The 26,171-nt window shown below is 65.4% G+C and carries 26 protein-coding genes and 1 pseudogene; 11 read left to right on the forward strand and 16 right to left on the reverse strand.

What is annotated here, in order from left to right:
- Positions 1-39 precede the first annotated feature (39 nt).
- From trpB to dapF, 9 genes are all read right to left on the reverse strand, one after another.
- Positions 40-1,287, reverse strand: a complete 1,248-nt coding sequence (gene trpB / locus MGN01_RS03810) for a tryptophan synthase subunit beta (protein WP_147045225.1) — start codon at positions 1,285-1,287, stop codon at positions 40-42.
- 184 nt (positions 1,288-1,471) lie between these two features.
- A complete protein-coding gene (locus tag MGN01_RS03815) occupies positions 1,472-2,452 on the reverse strand; it encodes a fumarylacetoacetate hydrolase family protein (RefSeq protein ID WP_238258397.1) in 981 nt (326 codons plus the stop codon).
- A gap of 115 nt (positions 2,453-2,567) precedes the next feature.
- Entirely contained in the window at positions 2,568-3,209 is a 642-nt protein-coding gene (locus MGN01_RS03820; RefSeq protein WP_147045227.1) for a phosphoribosylanthranilate isomerase, read from the reverse strand.
- 10 nt (positions 3,210-3,219) lie between these two features.
- Complete coding sequence (locus MGN01_RS03825; RefSeq protein WP_147045228.1) at positions 3,220-3,573, reverse strand: lipopolysaccharide assembly protein LapA domain-containing protein; 354 nt, start codon at positions 3,571-3,573, stop codon at positions 3,220-3,222.
- Positions 3,574-3,610: 37 nt separating this feature from the next.
- Positions 3,611-3,928 (reverse strand): integration host factor subunit beta, encoded by a 318-nt coding sequence (locus MGN01_RS03830; RefSeq protein WP_147045229.1) that lies wholly within the window; start codon positions 3,926-3,928, stop codon positions 3,611-3,613.
- A gap of 51 nt (positions 3,929-3,979) precedes the next feature.
- A complete protein-coding gene (gene sppA / locus MGN01_RS03835) occupies positions 3,980-4,951 on the reverse strand; it encodes a signal peptide peptidase SppA (RefSeq protein WP_147045230.1) in 972 nt (323 codons plus the stop codon).
- Positions 4,952-5,319: 368 nt separating this feature from the next.
- Entirely contained in the window at positions 5,320-7,035 is a 1,716-nt protein-coding gene (gene rpsA / locus MGN01_RS03840) for a 30S ribosomal protein S1 (RefSeq protein ID WP_147045231.1), read from the reverse strand.
- Positions 7,036-7,284: 249 nt separating this feature from the next.
- A complete protein-coding gene (gene mtaB, locus MGN01_RS03845) occupies positions 7,285-8,529 on the reverse strand; it encodes a tRNA (N(6)-L-threonylcarbamoyladenosine(37)-C(2))-methylthiotransferase MtaB (RefSeq protein ID WP_147045232.1) in 1,245 nt (414 codons plus the stop codon).
- A complete protein-coding gene (dapF, locus tag MGN01_RS03850) occupies positions 8,526-9,416 on the reverse strand; it encodes a diaminopimelate epimerase (protein ID WP_147045233.1) in 891 nt (296 codons plus the stop codon). Before dapF ends, mtaB begins: the two co-directional genes overlap by 4 nt.
- 260 nt (positions 9,417-9,676) lie before the next feature.
- On the opposite strand from dapF, the gene MGN01_RS03855 reads away from it, so the two are divergent.
- The 3 genes from MGN01_RS03855 (at position 9,677) to trpS (ending at position 12,401) form a co-directional block, all read left to right on the forward strand.
- On the forward strand, positions 9,677-10,390 hold the full coding sequence (locus MGN01_RS03855; protein ID WP_147045294.1) for a GyrI-like domain-containing protein: 714 nt from the start codon (positions 9,677-9,679) through the stop codon (positions 10,388-10,390).
- A gap of 55 nt (positions 10,391-10,445) precedes the next feature.
- Positions 10,446-11,210 carry an endonuclease III domain-containing protein gene (locus MGN01_RS03860; RefSeq protein ID WP_147045234.1) on the forward strand — a complete coding sequence of 255 codons (765 nt, stop codon included), beginning with the start codon at positions 10,446-10,448 and terminating at the stop codon, positions 11,208-11,210.
- Between the two features lie 129 nt (positions 11,211-11,339).
- Positions 11,340-12,401, forward strand: a complete 1,062-nt coding sequence (trpS, locus tag MGN01_RS03865) for a tryptophan--tRNA ligase (protein WP_147045235.1) — start codon at positions 11,340-11,342, stop codon at positions 12,399-12,401.
- Here trpS and MGN01_RS24370 read toward each other — a convergent pair.
- Both MGN01_RS24370 and MGN01_RS03875 read right to left on the reverse strand, forming a co-directional pair.
- Positions 12,398-12,571, reverse strand: a complete 174-nt coding sequence (locus tag MGN01_RS24370; RefSeq protein ID WP_307725951.1) for a hypothetical protein — start codon at positions 12,569-12,571, stop codon at positions 12,398-12,400. The genes trpS and MGN01_RS24370 overlap by 4 nt on opposite strands.
- 11 nt (positions 12,572-12,582) lie before the next feature.
- Positions 12,583-13,236 (reverse strand): pyridoxamine 5'-phosphate oxidase family protein, encoded by a 654-nt coding sequence (locus MGN01_RS03875; protein ID WP_147045236.1) that lies wholly within the window; start codon positions 13,234-13,236, stop codon positions 12,583-12,585.
- A 149-nt stretch (positions 13,237-13,385) separates the two neighbouring features.
- On the opposite strand from MGN01_RS03875, the gene MGN01_RS03880 reads away from it, so the two are divergent.
- Complete coding sequence (locus tag MGN01_RS03880) at positions 13,386-13,655, forward strand: hypothetical protein (RefSeq protein ID WP_147045237.1); 270 nt, start codon at positions 13,386-13,388, stop codon at positions 13,653-13,655.
- Positions 13,656-13,706: 51 nt separating this feature from the next.
- Here MGN01_RS03880 and ilvC read toward each other — a convergent pair whose 3' ends face one another.
- The 3 genes from ilvC to MGN01_RS03895 all read right to left on the reverse strand — a co-directional run bounded on the left by ilvC (position 13,707) and on the right by MGN01_RS03895 (position 16,764).
- Positions 13,707-14,726 (reverse strand): ketol-acid reductoisomerase, encoded by a 1,020-nt coding sequence (gene ilvC, locus MGN01_RS03885; RefSeq protein ID WP_147045238.1) that lies wholly within the window; start codon positions 14,724-14,726, stop codon positions 13,707-13,709.
- A 27-nt stretch (positions 14,727-14,753) separates the two neighbouring features.
- On the reverse strand, positions 14,754-15,401 hold the full coding sequence (locus tag MGN01_RS03890; RefSeq protein ID WP_147045239.1) for a TetR/AcrR family transcriptional regulator: 648 nt from the start codon (positions 15,399-15,401) through the stop codon (positions 14,754-14,756).
- Between the two features lie 139 nt (positions 15,402-15,540).
- A complete protein-coding gene (locus tag MGN01_RS03895) occupies positions 15,541-16,764 on the reverse strand; it encodes an acyl-CoA dehydrogenase family protein (RefSeq protein ID WP_147045240.1) in 1,224 nt (407 codons plus the stop codon).
- A 347-nt stretch (positions 16,765-17,111) separates the two neighbouring features.
- On the opposite strand from MGN01_RS03895, the gene MGN01_RS03900 reads away from it, so the two are divergent.
- From MGN01_RS03900 to MGN01_RS03910, 3 genes are read left to right on the forward strand one after another with little or no spacing between them, the layout of a single operon-like run.
- Entirely contained in the window at positions 17,112-18,014 is a 903-nt protein-coding gene (locus MGN01_RS03900; protein WP_147045241.1) for a TauD/TfdA dioxygenase family protein, read from the forward strand.
- A gap of 12 nt (positions 18,015-18,026) precedes the next feature.
- On the forward strand, positions 18,027-18,983 hold the full coding sequence (locus MGN01_RS03905) for an aliphatic sulfonate ABC transporter substrate-binding protein (protein WP_147045242.1): 957 nt from the start codon (positions 18,027-18,029) through the stop codon (positions 18,981-18,983).
- Between the two features lie 4 nt (positions 18,984-18,987).
- On the forward strand, positions 18,988-20,046 hold the full coding sequence (locus MGN01_RS03910; protein WP_147045243.1) for an LLM class flavin-dependent oxidoreductase: 1,059 nt from the start codon (positions 18,988-18,990) through the stop codon (positions 20,044-20,046).
- Here the strand turns inward: MGN01_RS03910 and ilvN are convergent.
- Complete coding sequence (gene ilvN / locus MGN01_RS03915; RefSeq protein WP_147045244.1) at positions 20,043-20,585, reverse strand: acetolactate synthase small subunit; 543 nt, start codon at positions 20,583-20,585, stop codon at positions 20,043-20,045. The genes MGN01_RS03910 and ilvN overlap by 4 nt on opposite strands.
- Positions 20,586-20,722: 137 nt before the next feature.
- Positions 20,723-22,498, reverse strand: a complete 1,776-nt coding sequence (locus MGN01_RS03920; RefSeq protein WP_147045245.1) for an acetolactate synthase 3 large subunit — start codon at positions 22,496-22,498, stop codon at positions 20,723-20,725.
- Positions 22,499-22,857: 359 nt separating this feature from the next.
- On the opposite strand from MGN01_RS03920, the gene MGN01_RS03925 reads away from it, so the two are divergent.
- From MGN01_RS03925 to MGN01_RS03940, 4 genes and pseudogenes are all read left to right on the forward strand, one after another.
- Entirely contained in the window at positions 22,858-23,361 is a 504-nt protein-coding gene (locus MGN01_RS03925) for a chemotaxis protein CheW (protein ID WP_306437190.1), read from the forward strand.
- 11 nt (positions 23,362-23,372) lie between these two features.
- Positions 23,373-24,848 carry a CheR family methyltransferase gene (locus MGN01_RS03930; protein ID WP_147045246.1) on the forward strand — a complete coding sequence of 492 codons (1,476 nt, stop codon included), beginning with the start codon at positions 23,373-23,375 and terminating at the stop codon, positions 24,846-24,848.
- Positions 24,845-25,387 carry a chemotaxis protein CheW gene (locus MGN01_RS03935; RefSeq protein WP_147045247.1) on the forward strand — a complete coding sequence of 181 codons (543 nt, stop codon included), beginning with the start codon at positions 24,845-24,847 and terminating at the stop codon, positions 25,385-25,387. The genes MGN01_RS03930 and MGN01_RS03935 overlap by 4 nt, the downstream gene beginning before the upstream one ends.
- 34 nt (positions 25,388-25,421) lie before the next feature.
- Positions 25,422-26,171 (forward strand): annotated as a pseudogene (locus MGN01_RS03940) (HAMP domain-containing protein); the annotation flags it as partial.

Below are 26,171 nucleotides of genomic sequence, written 5' to 3' on the forward strand. Positions count from 1 at the left end.
GTCGAACTCAACGGTTCTCGCGAAGGAAGCGGTGCAGACCTATACGCCGACTGTTTTGGCGAAGATCTCTGATACCTGCGGGATGTCCTTGTCGCCGCGGCCGGAGAGGTTGACCACCATCAGGTGATCGGCCGGTCGCTGCGGTGCCAACTCGATGACACGTGCGAGGGCATGGGCTGGCTCTAGGGCCGGGATGATGCCTTCGAGCGACGAGCACAACTTGAACGCCTCGAGCGTCTCTCCGTCGGTTGCAGAAAGGTACGTCACGCGGCCGGCTTCGTGCAGGAAGGCGTGCTCAGGACCGATGCCGGGATAGTCGAGGCCTGCCGAAATCGAGTGGGCGTCGGCGATCTGGCCGTCCTCGTTCATCAGGAGGTAGGTGCGGTTGCCATGTAGCACGCCCGGCTTGCCGCCAGTGAGTGAGGCGGCGTGCAGCCCGCTTGAGACGCCATGCCCAGCCGCTTCGACGCCGAAGATCTCGACGTCGCGGTCGTCGAGGAATGGGTGGAACAGCCCCATGGCGTTCGAGCCGCCGCCGATGCAGGCGATGAGCGAGTTCGGCAGCCGCCCTTCGAGGGCGAGCATCTGCTCCTTGGTTTCGCGGCCGATCACCGACTGGAAGTCGCGCACCATGGCCGGATAGGGATGCGGACCGGCGACGGTCCCGATGCAGTAGAAGGTGTCGGCGACATTGGTGACCCAGTCGCGTAGAGCCTCGTTCATCGCGTCCTTGAGCGTCTTGGTGCCAGACTGGACGGGCACGACCTCGGCGCCAAGCATCTTCATGCGAAACACGTTGGGGGCCTGACGCTCGACGTCGACGGCACCCATGTAGACCACGCATTTCAGACCGAAGCGGGCACAGAGCGTCGCCGTTGCCACGCCGTGCTGGCCAGCGCCGGTCTCGGCGATGATCCGCGGCTTACCCATGCGGCGGGCCAGCAGGATCTGGCCCAGCACGTTGTTCACCTTGTGCGAGCCGGTGTGGTTCAGCTCCTCGCGCTTGAAGTAGACCTTGGCGCCCTGCCCTGCCGGCGCCATCGCGCGCAGGTGCTCGGTGAGCCGTTCGGCGTAGTAGAGCGGGCTCGGGCGGCCGATATAGTGAGTGCCGTAGCTCTCCATATCCGCCTTGAAGGACGGATCGGCCTTGGCTGCCTCGTAGGCCTTCTCCAGGTCGAGGATCAGCGGCATCAGCGTCTCGGCGACAAAGCGGCCGCCGAAGATGCCGAAGCGGCCCCGTTCATCCGGGCCGGTGCAGAAGCTGTTGGGTTCGGGGGCGACGGTCACGGGCTGTCTCTATCGATCTCGAAACGCATGATGGCCCGAGGCTTTCGCCAGCCGGGCGAGGTTGCGCGGACCATGCGGCGAAGCGGGTTGCCGTTGCAAGCCGCCTCGCGAGGATGGGACGACCTGCCGCCGTCATTCCACGCCGCCCGAGGCAGTCCCGGAGCGGGATCGACGTGTCGGGCTCTCAGACAAGCTTGAACTTCAGCTCTCCCAATCCCTCTAGGCTACAGGCGATCTCGTCGCCGGCTTTGAGCCACTGGCGCTCGGAGCGGGGCTTCTTCTCGCCGAAGATCACGCCTTGCGGGGTGCCTGTGTAGAAGATGTCACCCGGCTTGAGGGTCATGATCTTCGAGGCGAAGCTGATCAGCTGCCGGCAGTTGAAGATCATGTCGTTGGTGTTCCAGTCCTGCCGCTGCACGCCGTTGACGCGGGTCTCGAGCCGGAGGTTGTTCGGGTCCTTCACCAAGTCGGCCGTGACGAGGTAAGGGCCGAGCGGCGCGAAGCCGTCCGAGGTCTTGCCGATCATGAACTGCGAGGTCAGCGTCTGCAGGTCGCGCGCCGAGAAGTCGTTGCCGGTGGCGTAGCCCGCCACGTAGTTGAGGGCGTCGGCCTCGGAGACGTCGCGGCACTCGCGGCCGAAGACGATCACCAACTCGGTCTCGTAGTCGAACTCCCTCGCCGCCGCCGTCGGCAGCTTGATCGTGCCGCCATGATGGTTGAGCGCGTTGTTGTACTTGTTGAACAGCGGCGGGTTCTTCGGAATAGGCGTGCCGGTCTCTTCGGCATGATGCTTGTAGTTGAAGCCCATCATGATGATTTTTTCGGGCCGCGTGACGAGTGGCGCGTACGCGATGCTCGCCTCGTCGAGAAGATGCGCCCGGGGCGCCTTCTCTGACGCTGCCTTGACCAACGTGTCGAGCTGCTCGCCCTTCCCGTTCTGCAGCAGGTCGTCCATGTCGGCCGGATAAGCGAGCCCGAGGGCACGCCCGGCCGCCGTGACGTCGAGCACGCCGGCTTGTGTTTTCACGCCGAGGCCGTAGCCCCCCTCGCGGCGAAGGTTCAGCAGCGTCAGATTGCGCGGCATCGCGAAGCCCTCAGGCGCCGCAGCTCGCTCGGCGGCCTGCGCGGTGCCAGCACCCGTCACCATCGCAAGTCCACCTGCCATCTTTAGAAAATCCCGACGATCCGTCATGGCGTCCTCCCTTTATTGTATTCAGAATCCCATAGCACGGCACATGGGATCGGCAGGGAGGAGAGATGGTCCGCTCACGCGGAAGTCATCAGCCGCGGGCAGCCTTGATGAAAGCCGCAATGGCGGCGGGGTCTTTGGTGCCGGGGGCGCTTTCGACGCCCGAGGACACATCGAGCGCCGGTGTTCCAGTCAGTAACAGGGCATCCCGCACGTTGTTTGCCGTGAGGCCGCCCGAGAGCATCCAATCGGTCGGCAGCGTCGCTTGTGCGATCAGGGCCCAGTCGAAGACCAGCCCGTTTCCTCCCGGCAGCACAGCATCCTTCGGCGGCTTGGCATCGAGGAGAATCCGGTCGGCCACCGCAGCATAGGCCGGCACCGCCGCCAGATCTGAAGCAGCTGCGACGCCGATGGCCTTCATCACGGGGCGACCGGACAGGCGACGGATCGCGGCGACGCGCTCCACACTCTCGTGCCCGTGGAGTTGGATCAGGTCCGGAGAGATCGCCTCGACGGCTGCCGTGACCAGGGCATCGTCCGGGTCAACGAGCAGCACGACTCGCTGCACCCGGCCGCCGGCCTGCCGCGACAGTGCACCCGCCCGTTCCAGCGAGACGTGGCGGGGACTCTTTGGAAAATGCACGAAGCCGACGAGGTCGGCGCCTGATTCAAGCGCTGCGTCGAGGGTCGGCTCGGTGCTCAGCCCGCAAATCTTGACTGAGACCGGGCGCATGATGCGAGGATCAGCGCGGAGCCGGCAACGCCGTAGCGCCGGTGCCGTAGGCCGGGCCAGCCGTCTCTGGTGCGAAGGTCCGGAGTTGCGCCGTCTCGCGCTCCAGCTTCTCACGCTCCCTGCGGTGATGGCGGGCGCTCGCGCGGGTCTTGCCCTGGCTGAGCCATGAGCCGATACCGCCGATGATGATGCCCAGTGCCACTGCCGCGAACACGATCGCGTAGAGCGGCAGCGCGACGCTGAACACGGGCTCCGGCGAGAACGGGTCGAAAGACAGCGTGACGCTCTCGCGGTTGGCGACGGCCAGCAGCACCACGATGATCGCGATGGGCAGCAGGATCAGGGCTTTCAGGAAGCGGATCATCTCAGGTCTCCGGCGGGGTTTCTCGGCAAGGTCGGGATCAGCCGGCCGCTGCCGCTCCGGATTCCTCGCCGATCCCCGCCTGGTTGAGGCGAAGACGCATCTCCTTGCCCGTCTTGAACACGGGGATCGCCTTCTCGGACACGGCAACGGCCTCACCGGTGCGCGGGTTGCGTCCGCGGCGCGCCTCACGACGCTTCACAGAGAAGGCCCCGAAGCCGCGTAGCTCGACCCGGTCGCCGCGCGCGAGTGCATCGGCGATGGTGTCGAGGATCGCGTTGACGAGCGTCTCGACGTCGCGCTGGTAGAGATGCGGGTTCTGCTCAGCGATCTTGAGCACCAGTTCCGATTTGATCATGCGTCAGTCTTCCGAAGTGCGAAGGGGGCGGGAGGCGGCCGGTTGTTGCGGTCAGGGCGCCGGGCGCCAGAGCACGAGAAGACCGCCGCCGGCATAGCTCTCCGCCTCCGAGCCGATGGCGCGAAGTCGTCCGGCGAGGTCGTCGAGGCCTAAGAGAGAGGCGCTGGTGCCGAGCGCGGACCACAGCTTGAACCCGCTCCCCGAGGTCGGCTTCCAATCCTTCACGGGAAGGCCTTTGGCGACACCTTTCTCCTTCTCCAGCCAAGCGACCGCCTGACGCTCGGCGCCGAGCTCGTCCACGAGCTTCAGTGGGATGCTCTGCCGGCCAGAGAAGACGCGCCCATCGGAGACCTTGCTGAGCTCTTCGTCGCTCAAGTGGCGACGCTCAGCCACTAGCCCCTTGAACCACCCGTAGGTGTCGGACACCACCGAGGCGAGCGCGGCCTTTGCCTCCGGCGAGGTCGGTGTGAAGCCTGACGGCTCGGCCTTCAGCGGCGACGACTTGATGGACTCCATCTTGACGCCGACCTTGTCGAGCAAACCGGAGACCTCCGGATACTGGAACAGCACGCCGATAGAGCCGACGAGCGCGGTCTCGCGAGCGACGATGTGGTCGGCTGCGATGGCAGTGATGTAGGCGCCCGAGGCAGCGGTGCCGTCAACGAAGGCGACGATCGGCTTCTTCTCCGCCAGCGCGCGCAGGTTCCGGTAGAGCTCTTCCGAGCCGGTGGTGGTGCCGCCGGGGGACGAAATCGAGATGACGACGCCCTTTACGGCGCTGGCCTCGCCGACGCGCTTGATCAGGTTGGTCGTGGACTCGCTGCCGGCGATGAAGCCGCCGATGGATATGCGGGCGATCTGGCTCGGGGCAGCAGTGAAGCCGAATACCTCCGTGCCGGCTCTGGCGCGGTAGCCAACGGCACCCGCCGCCACGATCAAACCACCGATGCCGAGCACCCGCCAGAGGGTCAGCTTCCGGCGCAAGCGCCGACGGTCGATCAGAACTTCGGCGTCTGCAGCCATGCGGCGGCTCACTCCCTAGCCCAGCGGCCACATTGGGCCGGTTCTCGCCCCTTGCGCTGCGTTGCCGATCAGGCAGGTCGCCAAGCGCGTGAGGCCGGTCAAACCTCGACTCGCGGACCTCAAGGATTCCATGGGAAGCCGCGGTTTGCACCCGCTCTTTTGTGCAGGACGATCAGAGTTGCCGCAAGCGGCAAGTCCTTGATCGACATGGGCTCACGACCGTCGGCGCGCGGCCGCCGGGTGTTCTAGACCTGCCGGCGCCGCATGGGCAAGGGCCTGCTGGCCCTGGACTGCCGACCATGTCCCGAAAACAAAAAAGCCCCGGAGCCGACGAGCGGCTCCGGGGCGATCTTTCGAGCGAGACGATCTTACTCGTCGTCGCCCTTCTTCTTGTTGAAGGCGGCGCCGAGGATGTCGCCAAGCGAGGCACCGGAATCGGCGGAGCCGAACTGGGCCATCGCCTCCTTCTCCTCGGCGACTTCGAGCGCCTTGATGGAGACCTGGACCTTGCGCGCCTTGCGGTCGAACTGGATCACCCGCGCGTCGAACTTCTCGCCGGCGGCGAAACGCTCGGGGCGCTGGTCACCACGGTCGCGAGCGAGCTCGGCGCGGCGGATGAAGGTGGTCAGCTCGGTATCGGCGATCTTCACCTCGAGACCGGAATCCTTCACCTCGAGAACCTCGCAGGTGACGATCTGGCCCTTCTTGAGGTCGCCGGCTTCGGCCATCGGGTCGCCGCCGACCTGCTTGATGCCGAGCGAGATGCGCTCCTTCTCGACGTCGACGTCGAGAACCTGGGCCTTGACCATGTCGCCCTTCTTGAACTCCTCGATGACCTGCTCGCCGGGGCGCTGCCAGTCGAGGTCCGAGAGGTGGACCATGCCGTCGACGTCGCCCTCGAGGCCGATGAAGAGACCGAACTCGGTCTTGTTCTTGACCTCGCCCTCGACCTCGGAACCGACCGGGTGCTTCTCGGAGAAGGCCTCCCACGGGTTCTGCAGGGTCTGCTTGAGACCGAGCGAGATGCGGCGCTTGACCGGATCGACCTCGAGGATCTGCACTTCCACTTCCTGGGAAGTGGAGACGATCTTGCCGGGGTGGACGTTCTTCTTGGTCCAGCTCATCTCAGAGACGTGGATCAGGCCCTCGATCCCCGGCTCCAGCTCCACGAAGGCGCCGTAGTCGGTGATGTTGGTCACGCGGCCCTTGAGCTTGGCGTCGACCGGGTAGCGCTGGGCGATGCCCTCCCACGGATCGGCGAGCAACTGCTTGATGCCGAGCGAGATGCGATGCGTCTCGTGGTTGATCTTGATGATCTTGACCTTCACCGTCGCGCCGATCTGTACGACCTCGGACGGGTGGTTTACGCGGCGCCACGCCATGTCGGTGACGTGCAGCAGACCGTCGATGCCGCCGAGATCGACGAACGCGCCGTACTCGGTGATGTTCTTGACGACGCCATCGATGACCTGACCCTCTTCGAGGTTGGCCACCAGCTCGCTACGCTGCTCGGCGCGGCTCTCTTCGAGCACGGTCCGGCGCGAGACGACGATGTTGCCGCGGCGACGATCCATCTTGAGGATCTGGAAGGGCTGCGGCGTGCCGAGCAGTGGGGTCACATCGCGCACCGGGCGGATGTCGACCTGGGAGCGCGGCAGGAAGGCCACGGCGCCGTCGAGGTCGACGGTGTAGCCACCCTTGACCTGGTTGAAGATCGTACCGGTGACACGCTCGTTGGCCTCGAACGACTTCTCGAGCTTGACCCAGCTCTCCTCGCGGCGAGCCTTGTCGCGCGAGATCACGGCTTCGCCGAGCGCGTTCTCGATGCGGTCGACATAGACCTCGACAACGTCGCCGACCTTCAGCTCGCCTTCGCGGCCGGGGCCCTGGAATTCCTTGAGGGCGACGCGACCCTCCGTCTTGGCGCCGATATCGATGACGGCGACATCCTTCTCGATGCCGACGACGGTGCCCTTGACGACCGAGCCTTCGGTGATCTCGTGCTCGAGGAAGCTCTCTTCGAGCAGCGCGGCGAAATCGTCACGGCTCGGCGCGGCATCGCGCGCGTTCAGACCTGCAGACATTCTCTCTCCTGAATGGCCTCTCTTTCGAGGCCGGCGTCGGCGGCTTGTGTTGCGGAAGACCCTCTTCCTCGCCGCCCGGAGACCGATGACGGTCCAGGCTCACCCTTCGATCAAGAAAGGGCCGACGCATGCTCGAAGCGATGGTCGAGGGTCGACCTCCAAAAGGATCCGAGGCGGTATCACCCGCAACTTACGAACCCGACTGGAGAATCGGTCAGGTCATTACCGGAGAGGCCGATGTTTCGCAACTCAAGCGGCCGAAAGCCGCTGCCCGTCATGCCCGTCGATCACCACGGTGACGAGATCACCTGGGCCAACCTGCCGTTCCAACACAGGGCCAAGCCTCACGCTCGTGAACGTCTCAGTCCGTCCCGTCCCGCCGCGCTCGACCAGGACTTGGCGGCTCTGCCCGACCTCTCCGTCGAGGTGACGGACTAGGGCGTCGGAACCCGCGTCGCGCAGCCGAGCGGCACGGCTCTTGACGATATCCGGCGCCACCTGCGGCATGCGCTCGGCCGGCGTGCCGGGGCGGGGCGAGTACGGGAACACGTGCAGATGCGTCAGTCCGCATTCCTCGACGAGATCGAGGGAGCGCGCGAACTGCGCTTCGGTCTCGGTGGGAAAGCCCGCGATGAGATCGGCGCCGAACACCGTGCCGGGCCGCAGGCGACGGATCGTCTCGCAGAAGCGGATCGCATCCGCGCGCGCATGCCGGCGCTTCATCCGCTTGAGGATCATGTCGTCGCCGGCCTGGAGAGACAGATGAAGATGCGGCATCAGACGCTCCTCACTCGCAAAGGCGTCGAGGAGATGGTCGTCCGCCTCCACCGAGTCGATGGACGAGAGCCGAAGCCGGGCGAGATCGGGCACTTCGGCCAGGATCGCCTTGACCAGACGTCCCAAGCCGAGATCGGGATCGAGGTCGCGGCCATAGGCAGTCAGATCGACGCCGGTCAGCACCACCTCGCGGCCACCATGCGCGACGATGCGGCGGACCTGGGCCACGGCGTCGTCGACGGGCACGGAGCGCGAATTCCCCCGGCCGAACGGGATCACGCAGAAGGTGCAGCGGTGGTCGCAGCCATTCTGGACCGGCACGAAGGCGCGCGTGTGCCCGCTTACGCCAGAGATGCGCGTCGGAACAGCCTCGCGCTCGGCCATGATCTCGCGCGTACGGCTCTGTTCTTCGCCACCCCACGTTTCCGCGCGCAGCTTGTCGGCATTACCGACGAGGCGCGCGACCTCTGGCATCTCGGAGTAGGCGGTTTGCTCGATCTCCGCGCCGCAGCCGGTGACGACGATTTCGGCGCCGGGGCGCTCCCGGGCCAGCTTGCGGATGGCCTTGCGAGCCTGCCGCCCGGCTTCGCTCGTCACCGCGCAGGTGTTCACCAGAACGAGGTCCCGCCCGCTGGCGTGGTCGAGCGCATGTCCGCGCATCACCTCCGACTCGACCGTGTTGAGCCGGCAGCCGAAGGTGAGCGTCTCGACGCTCACTCTTGGATCCCGGCAAAGATCTCGGGCGCGAAGGTGCCCTCCCCTTCGAGGAAGACCGGGCCGGTCATCAAAACGTGGTCGTCGGCGCGCCACTCGATGGAGAGCTGGCCGCCGGGCAGGGCCACGGTGGCCTGGCGCCCGATCATGCGCAGCCGTGAGGCCGCTACCACGGTCGCGCAGGCGGCTGTGCCGCAAGCGAGCGTAAGCCCGGCGCCGCGCTCCCAGACCCGCAGCTTGATCAAGTCGCGGCCGAGCACCTGCGCCACCGAAATGTTGGCCCGCTCCGGAAAGATCGGGTGAGCTTCGAGCATCGGCCCGATCTGCGCGAGATCGTACTCGTCGGGATCGCGGTCGACGAAGAAGATCGCATGCGGGTTGCCCATGCTGACGGCGGCCGGCGAATGCATGATCGGGTCGTCGATCGGCCCGATCTGCAGTTCGATGCGCCGCGTATCCGGGAACGGATCGCGCAGCGGGATCTCGTCCCACTTCAGCCTCGGCTTGCCCATGTCGACGGTGAAGCTGCGATCGGCGACGCGCTTGACGGCGACGAGGCCGGCCTCCGTTTCGAGGGTTAGCGAGCCCCCCTCGGCGGGCCGCGCCATCGCCGGATCGTCGAACATCGCATAGGCGACGCAGCGGGTGCCGTTACCGCAGGCGCCCGAGCGTGAGCCGTCGGTGTTGTAGATCCGCAGATAGGCGTCCGTGTTCGGGGTGACGGCATCGTGCATGACCATGAGCTGGTCGAAGCGCGAGCGTGGATCCTCGGCGATGGCGCGCGCCTCTGCCCCGCTCACGGTGATCCGGGTGCCGCGCAGGTCGAGCACCACGATGGCGTTCCCGGCGCCGTGCATCTTCAGGAAGCGGTGGTTGGCGAGTGCGTTCATGCGAAGCTGTCGGTCGATGGTTGCGGCCAGAAATGTTCGGGCAAGGGATCCGGGTCGGGTTCGGGGAAGGACCGCGTATATGGCAAACCGTGTCGCTCGACGCGAGAGCCGAGCCGGCATGCGTCGTGCGTATCGGCCTCGCGAAAGCCGCAGATCATCGCTAGCTTGCGCGCAGCACTGTGCCCTTGCGCTTCCCGTGGGGCTAAGACCGGAGCGTCGCCTTGATCCCCCCTCGTTCCGTCAACGCAGGCCTTGCCGCGATGCTCGCGCTCGCCCTCGCCATTTCTCCCGTCTCGGGCGAAGAGCCGCCTGCCTCCAAGGTGCCCTCGCCTGCCGAGACCAATCCGCTCTCGACGACAACAGCGCCAGACACGTCATCGAAGCCGCCTGGCACGGCGATGCCACTTCCCGACAAGGCTCTGACGCCGCCTACCGCGCCCGGTGGGTCTCCGGCGCGCTCCTCTGCCGCACCCGCGCGCCAGACGCTGGTACCTGCGCCGACCGAGGCCAACGACGTCGAGGAGGTCACCCTGCCGGCAAAGCCAGCCGCGATCATCTCGGGTAAGGCAACCTGGGAGGAGGCCGTAGCCAGCCTGCGGTCCACCTTCGCCCGTATCGAGGATGAGCTGTCCAAGGCCGGCATCCGTCCCACCGGACGGCCGATCTCGGTCTTCACCAAGACCGAGGACAATGGCTTCCAGTACGAGGCGATGATCCCGATTGACGCCGCGCCGTCATCCGCACCCACCAGCGGAGAGGGCCTGCATTTCGGCGCGACGCCGAGCGGCAAGGCCCTGCGCTTCCGCCACGCCGGCACCTACGACCAGATCAGCGGCACCTACGATACCCTGATCGCCTATTTTGATGCCAAGGACATCGCGGTTCAGGACCGCTTCATCGAGGAATACGTCACGGATCTCAGCGACGCCGCCGACGTGAAGCTCGACATCAACATCTACGCGCTGCCGAAATAGCGATCGCCAACGCCGCAGGAGGGAACAGGCAGGACTCGCCGCGGATTCTGGCCATATGCCAGTCTCCTCCGCGCAGGCCCGTCCCGCCCCCCAACGCCGGTCAACACCCCGCGAGTCCCATCGGGACGAAGACCTCACGAACAAGGCGCTTGAGATCGATCGGCGCCTCTGTCGATCGTTCGATTGCCCGATCGCCTATTTTCACAGCCTCGACCCCGTCAGCGAACTCGTCTCGTCTCTGCTCTCGCACCGAACCCGCAACGCGGATTCCGGGCGCGCCTTCAAAGCCCTGAGGGCGCGATGGCCGAGCTGGGAACAGGTGGCCGAAGCCGATCCCGCCGAGATTGAGGAGACGATCCGCGGCGTCACCTGGCCCGAGCTGAAGGCGCCGCGCATCCGCGCAGTGCTCCATGCGATTCTGGAACGGCAGGGCTCGCTCTCGCTCGACCTTCTCGCCGAGATGGAGGTCGACGAGGCGCGCCATTGGCTTGAGACCATCCCGGGCATTGGGCCGAAGACGAGCGCTGCGGTGCTCTCCTTCTCGAACCTGCGTATGCCGGCACTGCCGGTCGACAGCCATCATCACCGCGTGGCGCAGCGTACGGGCCTGATCGGCCAGCGAGTCGATGTAGGCCCATCGCACGACATCCTGCGCGCGCAACTGCCTGACGATTGGTCGGCGCAGAAGCTCTACGACAACCACGAGGTGCTGATGCTGCACGGCCAGCACGTTTGCCACTACCGCAATCCTACCTGTGGGGACTGCGTCCTGCTCGATCTGTGTCCAACGGGCCAGGCGCGGACGGCCGCTAAGGGTTGAGCAGGATCTGAACAGGCCGCTTCGATCCGTCCCCGGCATATCCTTGACCGCACGACGCACCGGGTGCCAGAACCCGGCCCTTCGATCGGGCGGCGGTCCGCTCCGGCTATGGCTTGAAGGATCGCGCCGATGACGGCGTTCGCGGAACTGGTGTTTTCCGGCGTCCAGCCGACGGGAAACCTGCACCTCGGCAACTATCTCGGCGCCGTGAAGCGCTTCGTCGAAATGCAGGAGCGCGATGCCCAGTGCCTCTACTGCGTCGTCGATCTGCACGCGATCACGCTATGGCAGGATCCCGAGGCCCTCAAAGGGCAGATCCGCGAGGTTACCGCCGCCTTCCTCGCCGCTGGCATCGATCCGAAGCGCTCGATCGTATTCAACCAGAGCCAAGTTCCTCAGCACACGGAGCTGACCTGGATCTTCAACTGCGTTGCTCGCCTCGGCTGGCTCAATCGTATGACGCAGTTCAAGGACAAGGCCGGCAAGGATCGCGAGAACGCTTCGATCGGGCTCTACGACTACCCCGTACTGATGGCGGCCGACATCCTGGCCTACCGCGCGACCCACGTCCCGGTGGGAGAAGACCAGAAGCAGCATCTCGAGCTGACCCGCGACATCGCACAGAAGTTCAACAACGACTTCGCCGGCTCCATCCTCGCACACGGCCATGGCGAGGGTTTCTTCCCGCTGACCGAGCCGCTGATCGGCGGCCCTGCAGCCCGCGTGATGAGCCTGCGTGATGGCAGCAAGAAGATGTCGAAGTCGGATGCGTCCGACAACTCACGCATCAACCTCAAGGACGATGCCGACACCATCGCGCAGAAGATTCGTCGGGCGAAGACCGATCCCGATGCCCTTCCCTCCGAGGTGGAGGGGCTGAAAGGCCGACCGGAGGCGGACAACCTCGTTGGCATCTTCGCGGCGCTTCGTGGGATCAGTCGCGACGAGGTCCTGCGCGATTTCGGCGGTGCTCAGTTCTCGACCTTCAAGCCGGCGCTCGTCGAATTGGCGGTGGCAACGCTCGCTCCGATCGGCGCCGAGATGCAGCGGCTCGTGGCTGATCCTGGCCATATCGACGCTGTCCTCGCCGATGGCTCCGAGCGAGCCGAGGCCATCGCCGCGCCGACGCTCGACGCGGTGAAGGACATCGTCGGCTTCGTGCGGCGCGGGCCGGCGCTGAAAACAGTTTAGGCCGCCCGCACCGTCGCCAGGACCCGGTGCACCTCGGTGTTGAGGTGCTCTGACCGGACCGACAACTCGGAGGCCGAGGCCGCGCCATGCACCTCGACCGCAGCGGCGACCGCGAAGCCGCGGCCCGCCTCTCCGGCCCGCGCCACTTCGATCGTGACATTCAGCGCCAGGAGGTTGCCAGTTAGGCTTCCCCCCTCATGAGCTTTTCACCATAGGCATCAAGGTTCAGCACGCCTTCCTTCTCTGCGCGAGCGCGATCCTCATCGGCGATTACCTCCTGAACCATGTCGAGCCGCTTCCATTGTGCGAGCGGCGTCTCGGCCTCAGGCTTCGGTACGTAGCGGCTTTCGCCGAGCTTCTTGTGGGGGTGGATGTAGCGGGGACAGTTCACCCAAATCTGCGTGACGTCGACACGCACAACATACTGCGCCTCGGCGAATTCGATGAGCAGCGGGTCGTCTCGCATGACCCGGGCGGTGCCCTGTACACGCAGGCGATGCGGCGTCTCGAAGTCGATGAATAGCATGCCAACTTTCCCCTGGCCGGCGATGTTGCCCATCGAGAGGAACATGCCGTTGCCGTCATAGCCGGGGAAGGCCAGCGCGTTGGGGCCGACAACCCGCACGAAGCCAGTTGGGCCCCCCTTGTACGAGACCGTCGGGTTGCCCTCGGGATCGACCGTCGAGAGGAAGAACATGTCGCGCTTCTCGATGAAGCCGCGCTCCTGCTCACCGATGGCGAGTTGGACATGGTGCTTGTCGAGGAAGTCGGCGAGCTTGCGCGTACCGAACTCATCCTGAAGAGCGCGGTGCTCCAAGCTGTAGAGTGTGCTCAAACGTCGATCCTCCCGGTGCCAAATTTTGGGCGCACCGTGGCAGAGGACGTGGATCTTCGGAAGAGCCTTGCTTGGGTTTCATAAGTGGCGCGAGAATGCTGGACCGATCGTCAATCGAGGGCGGTCGAGCGGCCTAAAGGACGCGCACGATGCCCGTACTACGCCATCCGTCTTCGCTGTTGATTGTCCTAGCACTTCTTGCCCCAGCTGGAGCTTTTGCGGAGGTTCGTCCTGATCAGACTGGGACCGGTGGTGGTCCCACTTCGACCATCACCGCGCCGAATACCAACGCCCTCGGCGTGACGAAGCCGCCTGGCGTCGAGGAAGGACCGGAAACACCGCAGGAACGCCGCGAGCTCGAGCGGATCGAGCGGCGCAACCAGCGGATCGAAAACGGCATCTGCGACGGCTGCCGTTAGAGGTCCCGTTCGAGGTGGAAGGCCGAGCAACGCCCGGCCTTCCATGCAATGTTAGTTGCGGCTCTTGTCCACGAGTGCCTTCTCCGAGATCCACGGCATCATGCCGCGGAGCTTGGCGCCGACTTCCTCGATCGGGTGGGCGGCGAGCTTGGCGCGGGTGGCCTTGAACGAGGTCTGGCCGACCTTGTTCTCCAGCATCCAGTTGCGGGTGAAGATGCCCGACTGAATGTCGTTGAGGACGCGCTTCATCTCGGCCTTGGTCTCCGGCGTGACGATGCGCGGGCCGGTGACGTACTCGCCGTATTCGGCGGTGTTCGAGATCGAGTAGTTCATGTTGGCGATGCCGCCCTCGTAGATGAGGTCGACGATCAGCTTCACCTCGTGCAGGCACTCGAAGTAGGCCATCTCGGGGGCGTAGCCCGCCTCGACGAGCGTCTCGAAGCCGGCCTTGATCAGCTCGACGAGGCCGCCGCAGAGCACAGCCTGCTCGCCGAACAGGTCGGTCTCGCACTCTTCCTTGAAGGTGGTCTCGATGATGCCAGCGCGGCCGCCGCCATTGGCCGAGGCGTAGGACAGACCGAGGTCATGGGCGTTGCCCGAGGCGTCCTGCGCAATGGCGATGAGTGTCGGAACGCCGCCGCCCTTGAGGTACTCGCCGCGCACTGTGTGGCCGGGGCCCTTCGGGGCGACCATGAGCACGTCGAGGTCCTTGCGGGGCTCGATCAGGTTGAAGTGCACGTTGAGGCCGTGGGCGAAGAGAAGGGCAGCGCCCTGCTTCATGTTGCCCGCGAGCGACTCCTTGTAGATGTCGCCCTGCAGCTCGTCGGGGGTGAGCATCATGACGACGTCAGCCTGCTTGGCCGCATCGGCGACGTTCATCACCTTGAAGCCTTCGTGCTCCGCCTTCTTGGCAGTGGCCGAGCCCTCGCGGAGCGCGATGACAATGTCCTTCACGCCAGAATCGCGCAGGTTGAGCGCGTGGGCGTGGCCCTGGCTGCCGTAGCCGACGATGACGACCTTCTTGCCCTTGATCAGGTTCAGGTCGGCGTCGCGATCGTAATAAACCCGCATGTCTCGGTCCTCTCTCAATGATCCGTTTCAGGATTTCGGGTGGCTCGGGGCCTGGCCATAGAGGGCCAGGAACTGGTCGACAGCCGCTTCGGCGTCGCGGTCGATCTCGGCGGTGCTGAGGGGTAACGCATCACCGAGAAGCAGACGGATCTGGATGTCTCGGCCGACGAGGCCGAAGAAAGTACGGAATGCCGCCTCACTGTCTTCGAAGGCGAGGAGCCGCGCTTCGCGGCCAGCCTCCAGCAGCGGCTTCAGGCGCTCACCGATCGCAAAGCGGCCATTGGCGAGGACGATGCTGCCAAGGTTGCTCCGACCGGAGGCTGCGTGGCCGATAGCGATGCGGTTCAGCGCGATCGAGGTCGAGCTGGCGATGACTTCGAGCCAGTTGGCGGCGAAGCCCTTGAGACTGTCGCGCAAGGTCGCGACGTCGAGAGGCTGACCATCATAGCGGCCGGCACGCACACGCGAAGCCTGCCATTGCACGGTTGCCCGCAGCAGACCGTCGCGGTCGCGATACCACTTATACAGCGTTTCCTTTGAGCAGCTGGCGCGGCGCGCGACGGCGTCCATCGTCAGTTGGTCGCCACCCTCGACGATGAGGTCGAGCACGGCGTCGAGCACGACCTGCTGGCGTGCCGAGGGCGTCTCGATGCCGCTTTCCGCTTCCTGAACCATCGCACCGCTAGAGCGAACCGTACGTTACGGTTCGCTCTAGCGGCAATCGGTTGGCAGTTCAAGCGAGGCTGCAGCGATGACGGTGAACCGAGTTCGGTCCGGCAAGAGAGCGGTTTGTCGGACGTAAGAAACTACTGCCTCAAGTCGTGCCGACGCGATATTCCCGCGGCGGCCGCGTTCCGTTGACAGCGAATTCCCCGACGCTGCGCTCCCGGTAGATCCGTGGGTTGTGTGATGCGAGCGTGCGGGCGTTGCGCCAGTATCGATCGAGTCCGTGCTCTTCCTTGACGGCCGATGCTCCGAGCGCATCGAACAGGGAGGTTGTGGCCTCGAGTACGAGGTTTGTCACGACGGTGACCGCCTGGTTCACCTCGACATCGGCGATCGCGGAGATGGGTTCGGCCGCTTCCCGCCCGCCCGCCTGGAGTGCATCGGCTGCGCGCTGTACAGCCTCGGCGGCCTTCAGCACGATCGCACCCGACGCATAGGCATTGCCACGAACGCGACCGACGACAGCCTGGATCTGCGGATCGTCGGCCGTGCGGGCGCCGTTACCGTGGCTGTAGATGCGGGTACGGGTTGCCACGAGCCGCGCCACGTCGTCGGCGGCGGCGCGGCCGATACCCGCGAGCGTCGCGAGATGCACGAGCTGAAAAAACGCCATGGCGTAGGGAAAGCGCACCGTCTCCGGCTTGATCAACTCGGCCCCTAGTACGACCCCGGTAAAACGCGCTGTTCCGCTCGCTGTGAGCGCCTGCCCGAATCCGTCCCAGTCGTCGACGATCTCGACGCCGGGGGCTCGGGTCGGCACGGCGGCGATGACCGGCGTGCCGTCCTCGTCCTGGGCCGAGAGATGGATCCAATCCGCGAAGAGCGAGCCGGTCGTGTAGAATTTGCGGCCGTCCACCACCCAGTCGTTTCCGCGGCGCCGCACGATGGTGTCGAACTGCCCGACCTTGGCTGGTCCCGTCTCTGATACGCCGCTACCCACCGTTTCGCCGGCGGCGATTCGGGCGATCCAGCGGTTGCGCCAGTCCGGAAAGGCCGACGACAGCACGTCCTCGGTGAAGCCGAAATGGGCGCGCAGCGCATTGGTGACGTTGGAGTCGGCTTGCGACAACTCGATCAGCAGGTTGAACAACTCGGGCAGGCTCGCGCCGTGGCCGCCTGCGGCCGGGTCGAGCCGCAGCGTGGTGAAGCCTGCCTCCTTGAGCCAGCCGATCTCGGTCCGCGGCAATCTGCGCTCGGCGTCGCGTTCGACGGCCGTCGCGCGGATTTCCGAGAAGATCGAGCGGAACCGCTCGGCGAGCTCTTCGTATCGCGTGCTCGGCCCCGCACCCCAGCCCCCATCCTTCTGCGACATCGCTCGATCAACCTATGCAACAGGAACTTTCGAAGCCGCCTGGCGACGTGCTCGTTGGCGAAGGCATCGGCAATTCTTTGTGCAAGCTCAAGACCAATCGTGTTTGGTTGCCGTCTCCAATATAAATTTGAAATCCGCAACTAATCTGACTCGATTATTTGGACTTGTTTGCCAATATAGCGCATATAAACGAAAGATCATTCTCTTTGACTGCGGAAGCCGGCCGCTTAAGCTCGGCGTGCATGTTGAGGGTCGCACACTCATCTGCATGCCGACCGGAGCGTGCCCTGCGTCCCCTTCGGCTCTTCCCGAACACTCTTCGCCAGGGCACCGACGAGGACCGAACGATGACACACCCTCTGGCCGGCTCGAGCGGCAAAGCCTCTCCCCCCTCGGCTGGGCATGCTGCGTCCGGCTTGGCGATCACACGTCTTGGCAGCTTCGTCGGGGCCGAGATTAGCGGGATCGACCTGGCGCATCCTCTCGACGACGCGTCGCGGGACACCATCGCGTCGGCGCTCGCCGAGTACGGCGTAGTATTTTTCCGCGACCAGGATCTGACGCCCGCTGAGCAGATCGCCTTCGCCGAGCGCTTCGGCCGGATCGACATCAATCGTTTCTTTCGGCCGGTCGAGGGCTACCCCCAGATCGCCGAAGTGCGGAAGGAAGCGCATCAGTCGGCCAATATCGGCAGCAACTGGCACACCGATCACAGCTACGATCAAGAGCCTGCCAAAGGATCGATTCTCTATGCTCGCGAAGTCCCTACCGTCGGCGGCGACACCTTATTCGCTAGCATGTACGCGGCGTACAACGCGCTCTCGGACGGCCTCAAGGCGACGCTTGCGCCGTTGAAGGCCCTGCATTCCAGCCGGCACGTCTTCGGCGTGGAGAGCCGATCTCTCGCCACCAACGATCTCAAGGGCCGTATCCTCAACCCCGAAGCGGCAACCCAGGACGCCGTGCACCCCGTCGTGATCACTCACCCGGAATCCGGCCGCAAGGCCCTCTACGTGAACCCGAATTTCACGCTGCGGATTGAGGGTTGGACGGAGGCAGAATCGGCCGCTCTGCTCGGATACCTCTACGAGCATGCCCGCAGACCGGAATTCGCCTACCGATTCCGCTGGGAGCCCGGCTCGATCGCGTTCTGGGACAACCGTGCGACCTGGCATCTCGCCCTCAACGACTACCACGGCGAGCGCCGGCTGATGCACCGCATCACCATCGCTGGCGGTGCCCTCCACTGAGCGAGCCGCACGATGACCTTGACCCGCCGCCACTTCACCACCGCACTCGGTGCCTCGCTGGCGCTTGCAGGTGCCGGCCCGTCACGCGCTGGTGAGACGATCAAGCTGAGCTACCAGCGCTCCTCGACCCTGCTCACTGTGCTGAAGACCAAGGGCACGCTTGAGACGAGGCTCGGCGCCAGAGAGTTCGGCGTGAGCTGGCACCTCTTCTCGAAGGTGCTCGAGCCGATGAATACGGGCGTCGTCGACCTGCATGCCGACGTCGCCGATGCGGTGCCGATCTTCACGCAGTCGGCCAAGGCGCCGCTGACTTTCTACGCGATGGAGGCGGGCTCGCCCCATGCTGAGGCGATTGTCGTGCCCGAGGAGTCAGCCATCCGCTCGATCGCCGACCTGAAGGGTCGCACAGTCGGTGTCTCAAAGGGCTCGGGCTGCCACTTCATCCTCGCTGCGGCGCTCAAGCGCGCAGGACTGAGCTTTGCAGATATCAAGCCGGCCTATCTTGAGGCGCCGGATGGTGTCGCAGCTTTCGACCAGGGCAGCCTCGATGCCTGGGCGATCTGGGATCCGTTTCTGGCCATCGTGCAGGCCAAGCGGCCGATCCGCGTGCTCGCCGATGCCACGGGCCTGTCGAGCTACAACCGCTACTACACGGTCAATGACAGCTTTGCCGCCGCTCATCCCGAGATCGTCGAGATTGTCTACGCTGCCCTGGTCGAGGCCGGACAATGGGTGAAAGCCAATCCGCGGGAGGCCGTAGCCCTGCTCGCACCGATCTGGGGCGATCTGCCGCCCGAAGTGGTTGCCACCGTCAACGAGCGCCGCAGCTACGCCGTGAAGCCTGTCGACCGCGCAGCGCTCTCGGAGCAGCAGAGTATCGCCGACACCTTTCACGAGGCCGGCCTGATCCCGCGTCGGCTCGACGCCACGGACGTGCGGATCTGGCAGCCGGTGGCGAGCCGAGGCTGAACTCATGACCCACCCGCTCCGCTTCGGCATCTGGGCTGCGGTCCATGGTTCGCGTGCCGCCCACCACGATCCCGACGAACCCGATGACGCGACTTGGTCGCGCAACCGTGCCCTCGTCCTGGAGGCTGAGGCGCTCGGCTACGACGCCGTGCTCGTCGCCCAGCACACGATAAACCCCTACGACGAGGGGCGCGACCAGTTGGAGGCCTGGACAGCCTCGGCCGCACTCGCCGCGTTGACCCGGCGCATCGAGATCATCACCGCGATCAAGCCGGGGCTGTACCATCCGGTCGTACTCGCCAAGATGGCGCTGCAGATCGAGCATGTCAGCGAGGGCCGCTTCGGCATCAACCTCGTCAACGCCTGGAACCGTGCGGAATTTGAGCGGGCAGGCTTGCCCTTCCCGGCCCATGACGAGCGCTACGCCTATGGCCGCGAATGGATCGGGCTGGTCGACCGCCTGATCCGAGGCGAGCGCGTCACCTTCGAGGGTCGGCATTTCCGGATCAAAGATTATCAGCTCAAACCCGCCGGTACGTTCCGGGCCCGCCCCACGATCTATGTCGGTGGGGAATCAGAGCCGGCGCGCGACCTCGTCGCCGATCACGGCGACGTCTGGTTCATCAATGGTCAGCCGCATGACGACGTCGCTGCGCTTATTGCCGACGTTTCACGCCGTCCGGCTGCGAAAGGCCGACTGCGTTACGGGCTCTCGGCCTTTGTCATCGCACGCGAGACGGATGCGGAAGCCCAGGAGGAACACGCGCGCTTGCTCGACCTGAGCCGCCGCGATGACGCCCTGCGAGCCGAGACCAGGGCGAGGACCGATGCGGCAAGCGTGATGTTCGCCAAGACCGACGCGGCATCATCGCGCCATGTCGGCACCAATGGCGGCACGGCCGCCGGGCTAGTTGGCAGCTACGACACGATCGCAGATCGCATCCAGGCCTTCCATGCCGCCGGCGTCGAGCTGTTCATGCTGCAGTTCCAGCCCTTTGAGCGCGAGATGCGGCTCTTCGCGCGCGAGGTCATGCCGCGCGTCGGGCGGCCTGGGGCAGCTTAGAGAGCCTCTGCGCCCCGCTCCATGGCGGCGATGCCGGTGCGCGAGATTTCGACGAGGCCGATCACCGTCATCAAACGGATGAAGCGATCGATTTCCTCGGTAGCGCCGGTGAGCTCGAACACGAAAGAGTTCAGCGTCGCGTCGAGTGTCTTGGCGCCGAAGGCCGCGGCGAGGCGTAGCGCCTCGCTGCGGTGATCGCCCTTGCCGACGACCTTCACGAGGCAGAGCTCGCGCTCGAGCGCCTTGCCCTGGAGCGTCAGGTCGACGACGCGGTGGACCGGAACGAGCCGGTTCAGCTGCGCCTTGATCTGCTCGATCACCGCGTCCGTGCCCGTTGTCACGATCGTGAAGCGCGAGATGTGACGCGCCTCCTCGGTCTCAGACACCGTCAGGCTCTCAATGTTGTAGCCGCGGCCGGAGAACATACCGGAAATCCGCGCCAGAACGCCCGGCTCGTTATCGGCGATCACCGCCAGCGTGTGCCGGTTGATTGACTCGAACTTCACCGGCTCGGGATAGTGGGTGTTCATCGCGTTCATGGCCGGTCTCCAGGGCCTCGTCGTACTGACGAGTCGTCATCATCGACGTCATTCGTGCGCATTCGGCGCCGAAATGCCGAATGCTTAGCTTCACTCCAGTGGTGATGGCCCCCGGTTGCAGCGCCGGAGGCAGCCGATCACACCAGCATCTTGCCTTCCGCCGAGATCACGTCGCCCAATTCGACGCCGGTCTCGCCGAGATAGTCCGAGAGCAGCATCTCGTTATGCGCCTTGCCCGAGGGGATCATCGGGAAGCAGTTCTCAGTCTTGTCGACGATGCAGTCGAAAATCACCGGACCGTCATGGTCCAGCATCTCCTGGATCGCCGCGTCGAGTTCGCCCGGCTTCTCGCAGCGGATGCCCTTGGCGCCGTAGGCCTCGGCCAGCTTCACGAAGTCCGGCAGGCTTTCGGAATAGCTCTGCGAGTAGCGCGAGCCGTGCAAAAGCTCCTGCCACTGGCGGACCATGCCCATATACTCGTTATTCAGGATGAAGATCTTGACCGGCAGTCGATACTGAACTGCCGTCGACATCTCTTGGATGTTCATCAGGATCGAGGCTTCGCCGGCGATGTCGATGACGAGCCCATCCGGGTTGGCAAGCTGGGCACCGATCGCCGCGGGCAGGCCGTAGCCCATGGTGCCGAGGCCGCCAGAGGTCATCCAGCGGTTCGGCTCCTCGAACTTGAAGTACTGCGCCGCCCACATCTGGTGCTGGCCGACCTCCGTGGTGACGAAAGTCTTGCGATCTTTGCAGGCCTCGTAGAGCCGCTGCACAGCGTATTGCGGCTTGATGATCGTGCCCGACGGCCAATAGGCGAGGCAGTCGCGCGCCCGCCAAGTTGCGATCTTGGCGAACCAAGGCTCGAGGTCGCCCGCGGAGGGCTTCGCCGGCTGGGCGCGCCACAGCGCGAGCATATCCTCAAGCACCGAGGCGCAGTCGCCGACGATGCCAACATCGACCTTCACGACCTTGTTGATCGAGGAAGCATCGACGTCGATATGAATCTTCTTCGAATAGGGCGCGAAAGCGTCGAGCCGGCCGGTGATGCGATCGTCGAAGCGCGCCCCGACGCAGATCATCACGTCGCAATCGTGCATCGCCAGATTGGCCTCGTAGGTTCCGTGCATGCCGAGCATGCCCAGGAACTTGTCGTCGGACGCCGGGAAGGCACCGAGGCCCATCAGGGTCGAAGTCACCGGGAAGCCGGTCTCCTCGACGAGCTGGCGCAGCAGCTTCGTCGCTTCCGGACCCGAATTGATGACGCCACCGCCGGTGTAGAAGATCGGACGGCGCGCCGTCGCCATCAACTCGACGGCTGCGCGGATCCGGTCCTGGTCGCCCTTGACGGCCGGGTGATAGGTCTTGTGGCCGTTCTCGGCCGGACGCTTGTAGATGCCGGTGGCGAACTGGATGTCCTTCGGCAGGTCGATGACGACCGGGCCGGGCCGCCCATGCGAGGCGATGTAGAAGGCCTCGTGAAGGATGCGCGGCAGATCCTCGATCGAGCGAACGAGGTAGTTATGCTTCGTGCAGTGGCGGGTGATGCCGACCGTATCGCATTCTTGGAAAGCGTCCGAGCCGATCAGGTGCGTCGGAACCTGGCCGGTGACGGCGACGAGCGGGATCGAATCCATCATCGCGTCGGTCAGACCGGTGACGATGTTCGTCGCGCCGGGTCCGGAGGTAACGAGGACGACGCCAACCTTGCCGGAAGAGCGGGCATAGCCCTCAGCGGCATGGACCGCGCCCTGCTCGTGGCGGACGAGGACATGCTTGACGCTCTCTTCATTGAAGAGCGCGTCGTAGATCGGGAGTACCGCGCCGCCGGGATATCCGAACAGGGTGTCGACTCCCTGATCCTGAAACGCCCGGATGACCATCTGGGCTCCGGTCATGACCTCGCCGCTCATCGTGTCCTCCATCATCCCTGTTCGTGCGACGACCCCGGATTTCGGCAACAAAAAAGGGCCCCGAGGGACCCTGCATGCGCCACCGACCGGGTCCGCGGGCTCCTTTAAGCCCGCCCCGTCCGTGGCGCTTCCGCTACGATGAGAACCGCACGCATGTCGAAAAAACTCGAACCGTCCGTGAAATCAGCGGCTCCTGTAGTCCAAGCCCCGCAGCCCGTCAACGGCATAAGGACCATCTCCCGTACCTGAACTCCGGCTGGCGGTCCTGTTACCCTCAGATCGGCATGCCGCACATCACGATTGCACCCTCGCTTCCCCGGCCCTATCTCGACCGGACGCCTCGGCCATAAGGAGCATCGGTGGCGCTGTCCCAGACCACGACGTATCTCATCCTCGACGTGGCCGGTACCTCCTGTGCTTTGCCCAGGGACGCGGTCCGCGAGGTGCTGCCGCTGCCGCATCTGCACGCACCGCCCGCCGCAGGCGGACCCATCGCGGGCTTCCTGAACCTCGGCGGTGTCCCGCTCCCGGTGCTGGACCTGGCGCGGCTGCTCGGCCAGCGCGCCGCCGCCGTCGAGCCCGATCCCTACCGGCACATCCTGCTCGCGGCCGACGGCAGCCTCGCCCTCTTGGTCGATAGGGTCGTCGACGCGGTCCAAGTGAGCCTGGATGCTGTGCGCTCGGTCTCCGACACACGGACGCTCAATGGCTGCGTCGAGGCCGAGATCGCGCTCGACAAGCGGTTCGTGCACGTGCTGTCGATGCAGCGCATCCTCACGACCGAGGAGCGCGAGCGCGTCGCTACCCTCTCCCGGCGCGCGGCCGAGCGGCTCGCTTCCTTCGACGCAGCCGTGATGGATTGAGGCCGCCGGCCATGTCTTCTGACGATGGTCGCAGGCGCACCTCATGGGTGACGGGCGATCCCGCATTTCCGACCCTCAAGGCGCGCGTGATCGCCCGTACTGGGCATCATTACTATGCCGACAAGGATGATCTGCTCTTTGACCGGCTCGTGAAGCGCTTCAAAGCGCTGAACGTCGCCGATGCGACAGCCTATCTCGGCCATCTCGACGGTCCCGGCGGCGCTGACGAATGGGCGGCGCTGGAGGCCGAGATCACCATCGGCGAGACCTTCTTCTTCCGTTACGCGGAGCAGTTCGCGGCGCTGACGGACAGAATCCTGCCCGACCTGATCGCATCGCGTGCCGGTGAGCGCACACTGCGCATCTGGAGCGCCGGCTGTTCGACGGGGGCGGAGCCCTATTCAGTCGCGATCCTGGTTCACGAGTTGCTCGGCGCAGAGCTTGCCAGGTGGGACATCGCCATCGTTGGAACGGATATCAGTGCGGCTGCCCTCGCCACTGCGCGGGCCGGGGAATACGGACGCTGGGCGCTGCGCACCATGCCGCCCGATGATCGCGTGCGCTGGTTCCAGCCGACCGAGCCGAAGGTGGGTGCGACGCGCGAAGGTGGCTACCGGCTTCGCGCCCGATTTCGTGAGATGGTGCGCTTCGAGCGCAGCAACCTGATGGGGCTCGTCGACGGCAGCCTGCCGCCGACCTTTGCCGGGTTCGACCTGATCCTGTGCCGCAACGTCCTGATATATTTCAGCAGCGAGAACGTGCTAGGTATAATGCGCGGCTTCGCGGACCGGCTGCGACCGGGTGGCTGGCTACTGATCGGCCATGCCGAGCCGAACCCCGCCTTTGACGCTTGGCTGACCGCCGTAGCCCTCCCAGGCACAGCCGCCTATCGCCGCAAGGATGAACCGGCGCTCCCCGGCGACCCGAGCCGCAGGCCGGCCTGGAACGATATCCTGCCGATTGAAGTGGAGACGGGGCCGGCACTTGCCGAGGCGGAGATGGTAGCTCCCCTGACGGCGGTGGCCGCTCCGATCGTAGTGCCTCGCCCTGTTCCGAGTGCTCCGGAGAAGGCGCCGGCACCGGCCGACCTGCTGCCGCGCATCCGCGCGCTGGCCGATGCAGGTGAGACCGGCGAGGCTTGGCGTCTGCTCGGCGAGGCCTTGGAGGCTGATCCAACGGCGGCGGCCCTGCGCTACTACGAAGGGCTGCTCGCCCGCGACCTCGGGCGCGAGGCCGAGGCCGAGCGGGCGTTTCGCGGCGCGCTGTTCCTCAACCGCGATTTTGCGATGGCGCATTGCCATCTCGGGCTTCTTCTGTCGCAGCAGGGGCGTCGCGCATCCGCGGTCCGCGCCCTCGACAACGCCCTGCGCCTCGCGCAAGGACTGCCCCCGGATGCAACGCTTCCCGAAGGAGACGGCGTGACGGCGGGCGAGCTCACGGCGATGGCGCGCCTCGCGCTTGGCAAGCTCGGGCGCGAGACGCGATGAACGAGGCCGAGCGGTACCGCGCCTTACTTGACGAGCGCTCCGCGGCGCTGGCCGCGCGTGGTCAAGCCGCAGAGAGCGCTGTTGAGAGCCGTGACTTCCTTGTTTGCGCCATCGGCACCGAGCGCTTCGGGATTGCTCTGTCAGCGGTCGCGATGGTGCTGCCTGAGCGCCCGTGCACCCGGCTTCCCGGCGCGCCGGCGGCCCTTCGGGGCATTATCGCCCACGCGGGGATCATTGTCAGTGTTATTGACCTCGCGGGCGCCCTAGGGCTCGGCCGAGACGACGGGGCGCGCGATCCGGGACATTTTCTGCGCATTCGCACCGAGGGGCCGCCGCTTGCGCTCGCGGTCGATCGCGTTGTCGGCCTCGTTACCATCGCCGACAGCGACGTCACCGCATCGCCGACCGCCGGCATACGTGACGGAGTGGGCGCGGAGGCGGTTTCGGGCTATGCACCGGCAGCGCCGGAGCGTGACGGCACCGGGGACAGCTTCGCCATCATCGACCTCCCGCGCCTGTTGCGCTCGTTCCTTCCTTGAAGCGCTCGCGCGCGACGCCCGGAGCCCACGTCCCGTGTCGATTTCGATCGCAAACCGCATCCTTCTCGGCTTCGCCGCGGTCACGGTGGTGCTTATTGCCCTCGGCCTCTACGCCACGGGCCAGATCGGGACCGTGCGCGAGACGATCGATCGGATTGTGACGCGCGATCTGATGGTCATGCGCCAGCTCGACAATCTTGGTAACAAGGTGCGTGACCTTGGCGTTCAGCGGCGCAGCGCCGTCATCTCGGTGCTGATGCGCGAACATGGACGCGCTGTTCCCGACGAAGACAGCTATCTGGGTTGGCGCCGAATGGCCGAGACGGCCGATGGCCTCTTCGCGGACCTTCTGCGCGAAAGTGCCGAATTCCGCCAGGGTTCAGTTTCTCCTGATCGCATGGCGGCATGGGACCGGCTCAACGCCACGCTCAAGCAGACCCTACAGACCTACAATGCCTATCGCGACGCCAGCGAAGCCCAACTCAAGGCCGTCGTTGCGAAAGACTTCGAGAAGGTCGAAACGAGCGACAACGAGGTCGGCCGCCTCTACGAGGCCACCATCGCCGGAATCGAGCGGACGCGCTCCGCCTTGGACGGCAGTGTTGCTGCCGGTCAACGCGGCGTTGCCGAGGTTTACGAGTTCAGCCGGTCCTCCATCCTACTGACGCTCGCCCTAGCCGTCCTATTAAGTTTCTTCGTGACCTGGGCGATCAGCCGATCGGTGGTGCGACCGGTCAACGAGGTAGCGGCCTTCGTGGAGCGTGTCGGAACCGGCGACCTGACT

The organism is Methylobacterium gnaphalii, from assembly GCF_007992215.1.
Classification (GTDB): Bacteria; Pseudomonadota; Alphaproteobacteria; order Rhizobiales; family Beijerinckiaceae; genus Methylobacterium; species Methylobacterium gnaphalii.

Excerpts from the sequence above, each read along its gene's own strand:
- MGN01_RS03815 (WP_238258397.1), bottom strand. The coding sequence starts at position 2,452 with ATGGCAGGTGGACTTGCGATGGTGACGGGTGCTGGCACCGCGCAGGCC.
- MGN01_RS03820 (WP_147045227.1), bottom strand. The coding sequence starts at position 3,209 with ATGCGCCCGGTCTCAGTCAAGATTTGCGGGCTGAGCACCGAGCCGACC.
- MGN01_RS03825 (WP_147045228.1), bottom strand. The coding sequence starts at position 3,573 with ATGATCCGCTTCCTGAAAGCCCTGATCCTGCTGCCCATCGCGATCATC.
- MGN01_RS03830 (WP_147045229.1), bottom strand. The coding sequence starts at position 3,928 with ATGATCAAATCGGAACTGGTGCTCAAGATCGCTGAGCAGAACCCGCAT.
- sppA (WP_147045230.1), bottom strand. The coding sequence starts at position 4,951 with ATGGCTGCAGACGCCGAAGTTCTGATCGACCGTCGGCGCTTGCGCCGG.
- rpsA (WP_147045231.1), bottom strand. The coding sequence starts at position 7,035 with ATGTCTGCAGGTCTGAACGCGCGCGATGCCGCGCCGAGCCGTGACGAT.
- dapF (WP_147045233.1), bottom strand. The coding sequence starts at position 9,416 with ATGAACGCACTCGCCAACCACCGCTTCCTGAAGATGCACGGCGCCGGG.
- MGN01_RS03855 (WP_147045294.1), top strand. The coding sequence starts at position 9,677 with ATGCTCGCGCTCGCCCTCGCCATTTCTCCCGTCTCGGGCGAAGAGCCG.
- MGN01_RS03860 (WP_147045234.1), top strand. The coding sequence starts at position 10,446 with ATGCCAGTCTCCTCCGCGCAGGCCCGTCCCGCCCCCCAACGCCGGTCA.
- trpS (WP_147045235.1), top strand. The coding sequence starts at position 11,340 with ATGACGGCGTTCGCGGAACTGGTGTTTTCCGGCGTCCAGCCGACGGGA.
- MGN01_RS03880 (WP_147045237.1), top strand. The coding sequence starts at position 13,386 with ATGCCCGTACTACGCCATCCGTCTTCGCTGTTGATTGTCCTAGCACTT.
- ilvC (WP_147045238.1), bottom strand. The coding sequence starts at position 14,726 with ATGCGGGTTTATTACGATCGCGACGCCGACCTGAACCTGATCAAGGGC.
- MGN01_RS03890 (WP_147045239.1), bottom strand. The coding sequence starts at position 15,401 with ATGGTTCAGGAAGCGGAAAGCGGCATCGAGACGCCCTCGGCACGCCAG.
- MGN01_RS03895 (WP_147045240.1), bottom strand. The coding sequence starts at position 16,764 with ATGTCGCAGAAGGATGGGGGCTGGGGTGCGGGGCCGAGCACGCGATAC.
- MGN01_RS03900 (WP_147045241.1), top strand. The coding sequence starts at position 17,112 with ATGACACACCCTCTGGCCGGCTCGAGCGGCAAAGCCTCTCCCCCCTCG.
- MGN01_RS03905 (WP_147045242.1), top strand. The coding sequence starts at position 18,027 with ATGACCTTGACCCGCCGCCACTTCACCACCGCACTCGGTGCCTCGCTG.
- MGN01_RS03910 (WP_147045243.1), top strand. The coding sequence starts at position 18,988 with ATGACCCACCCGCTCCGCTTCGGCATCTGGGCTGCGGTCCATGGTTCG.
- ilvN (WP_147045244.1), bottom strand. The coding sequence starts at position 20,585 with ATGAACGCGATGAACACCCACTATCCCGAGCCGGTGAAGTTCGAGTCA.
- MGN01_RS03920 (WP_147045245.1), bottom strand. The coding sequence starts at position 22,498 with ATGAGCGGCGAGGTCATGACCGGAGCCCAGATGGTCATCCGGGCGTTT.
- MGN01_RS03930 (WP_147045246.1), top strand. The coding sequence starts at position 23,373 with ATGTCTTCTGACGATGGTCGCAGGCGCACCTCATGGGTGACGGGCGAT.
- MGN01_RS03935 (WP_147045247.1), top strand. The coding sequence starts at position 24,845 with ATGAACGAGGCCGAGCGGTACCGCGCCTTACTTGACGAGCGCTCCGCG.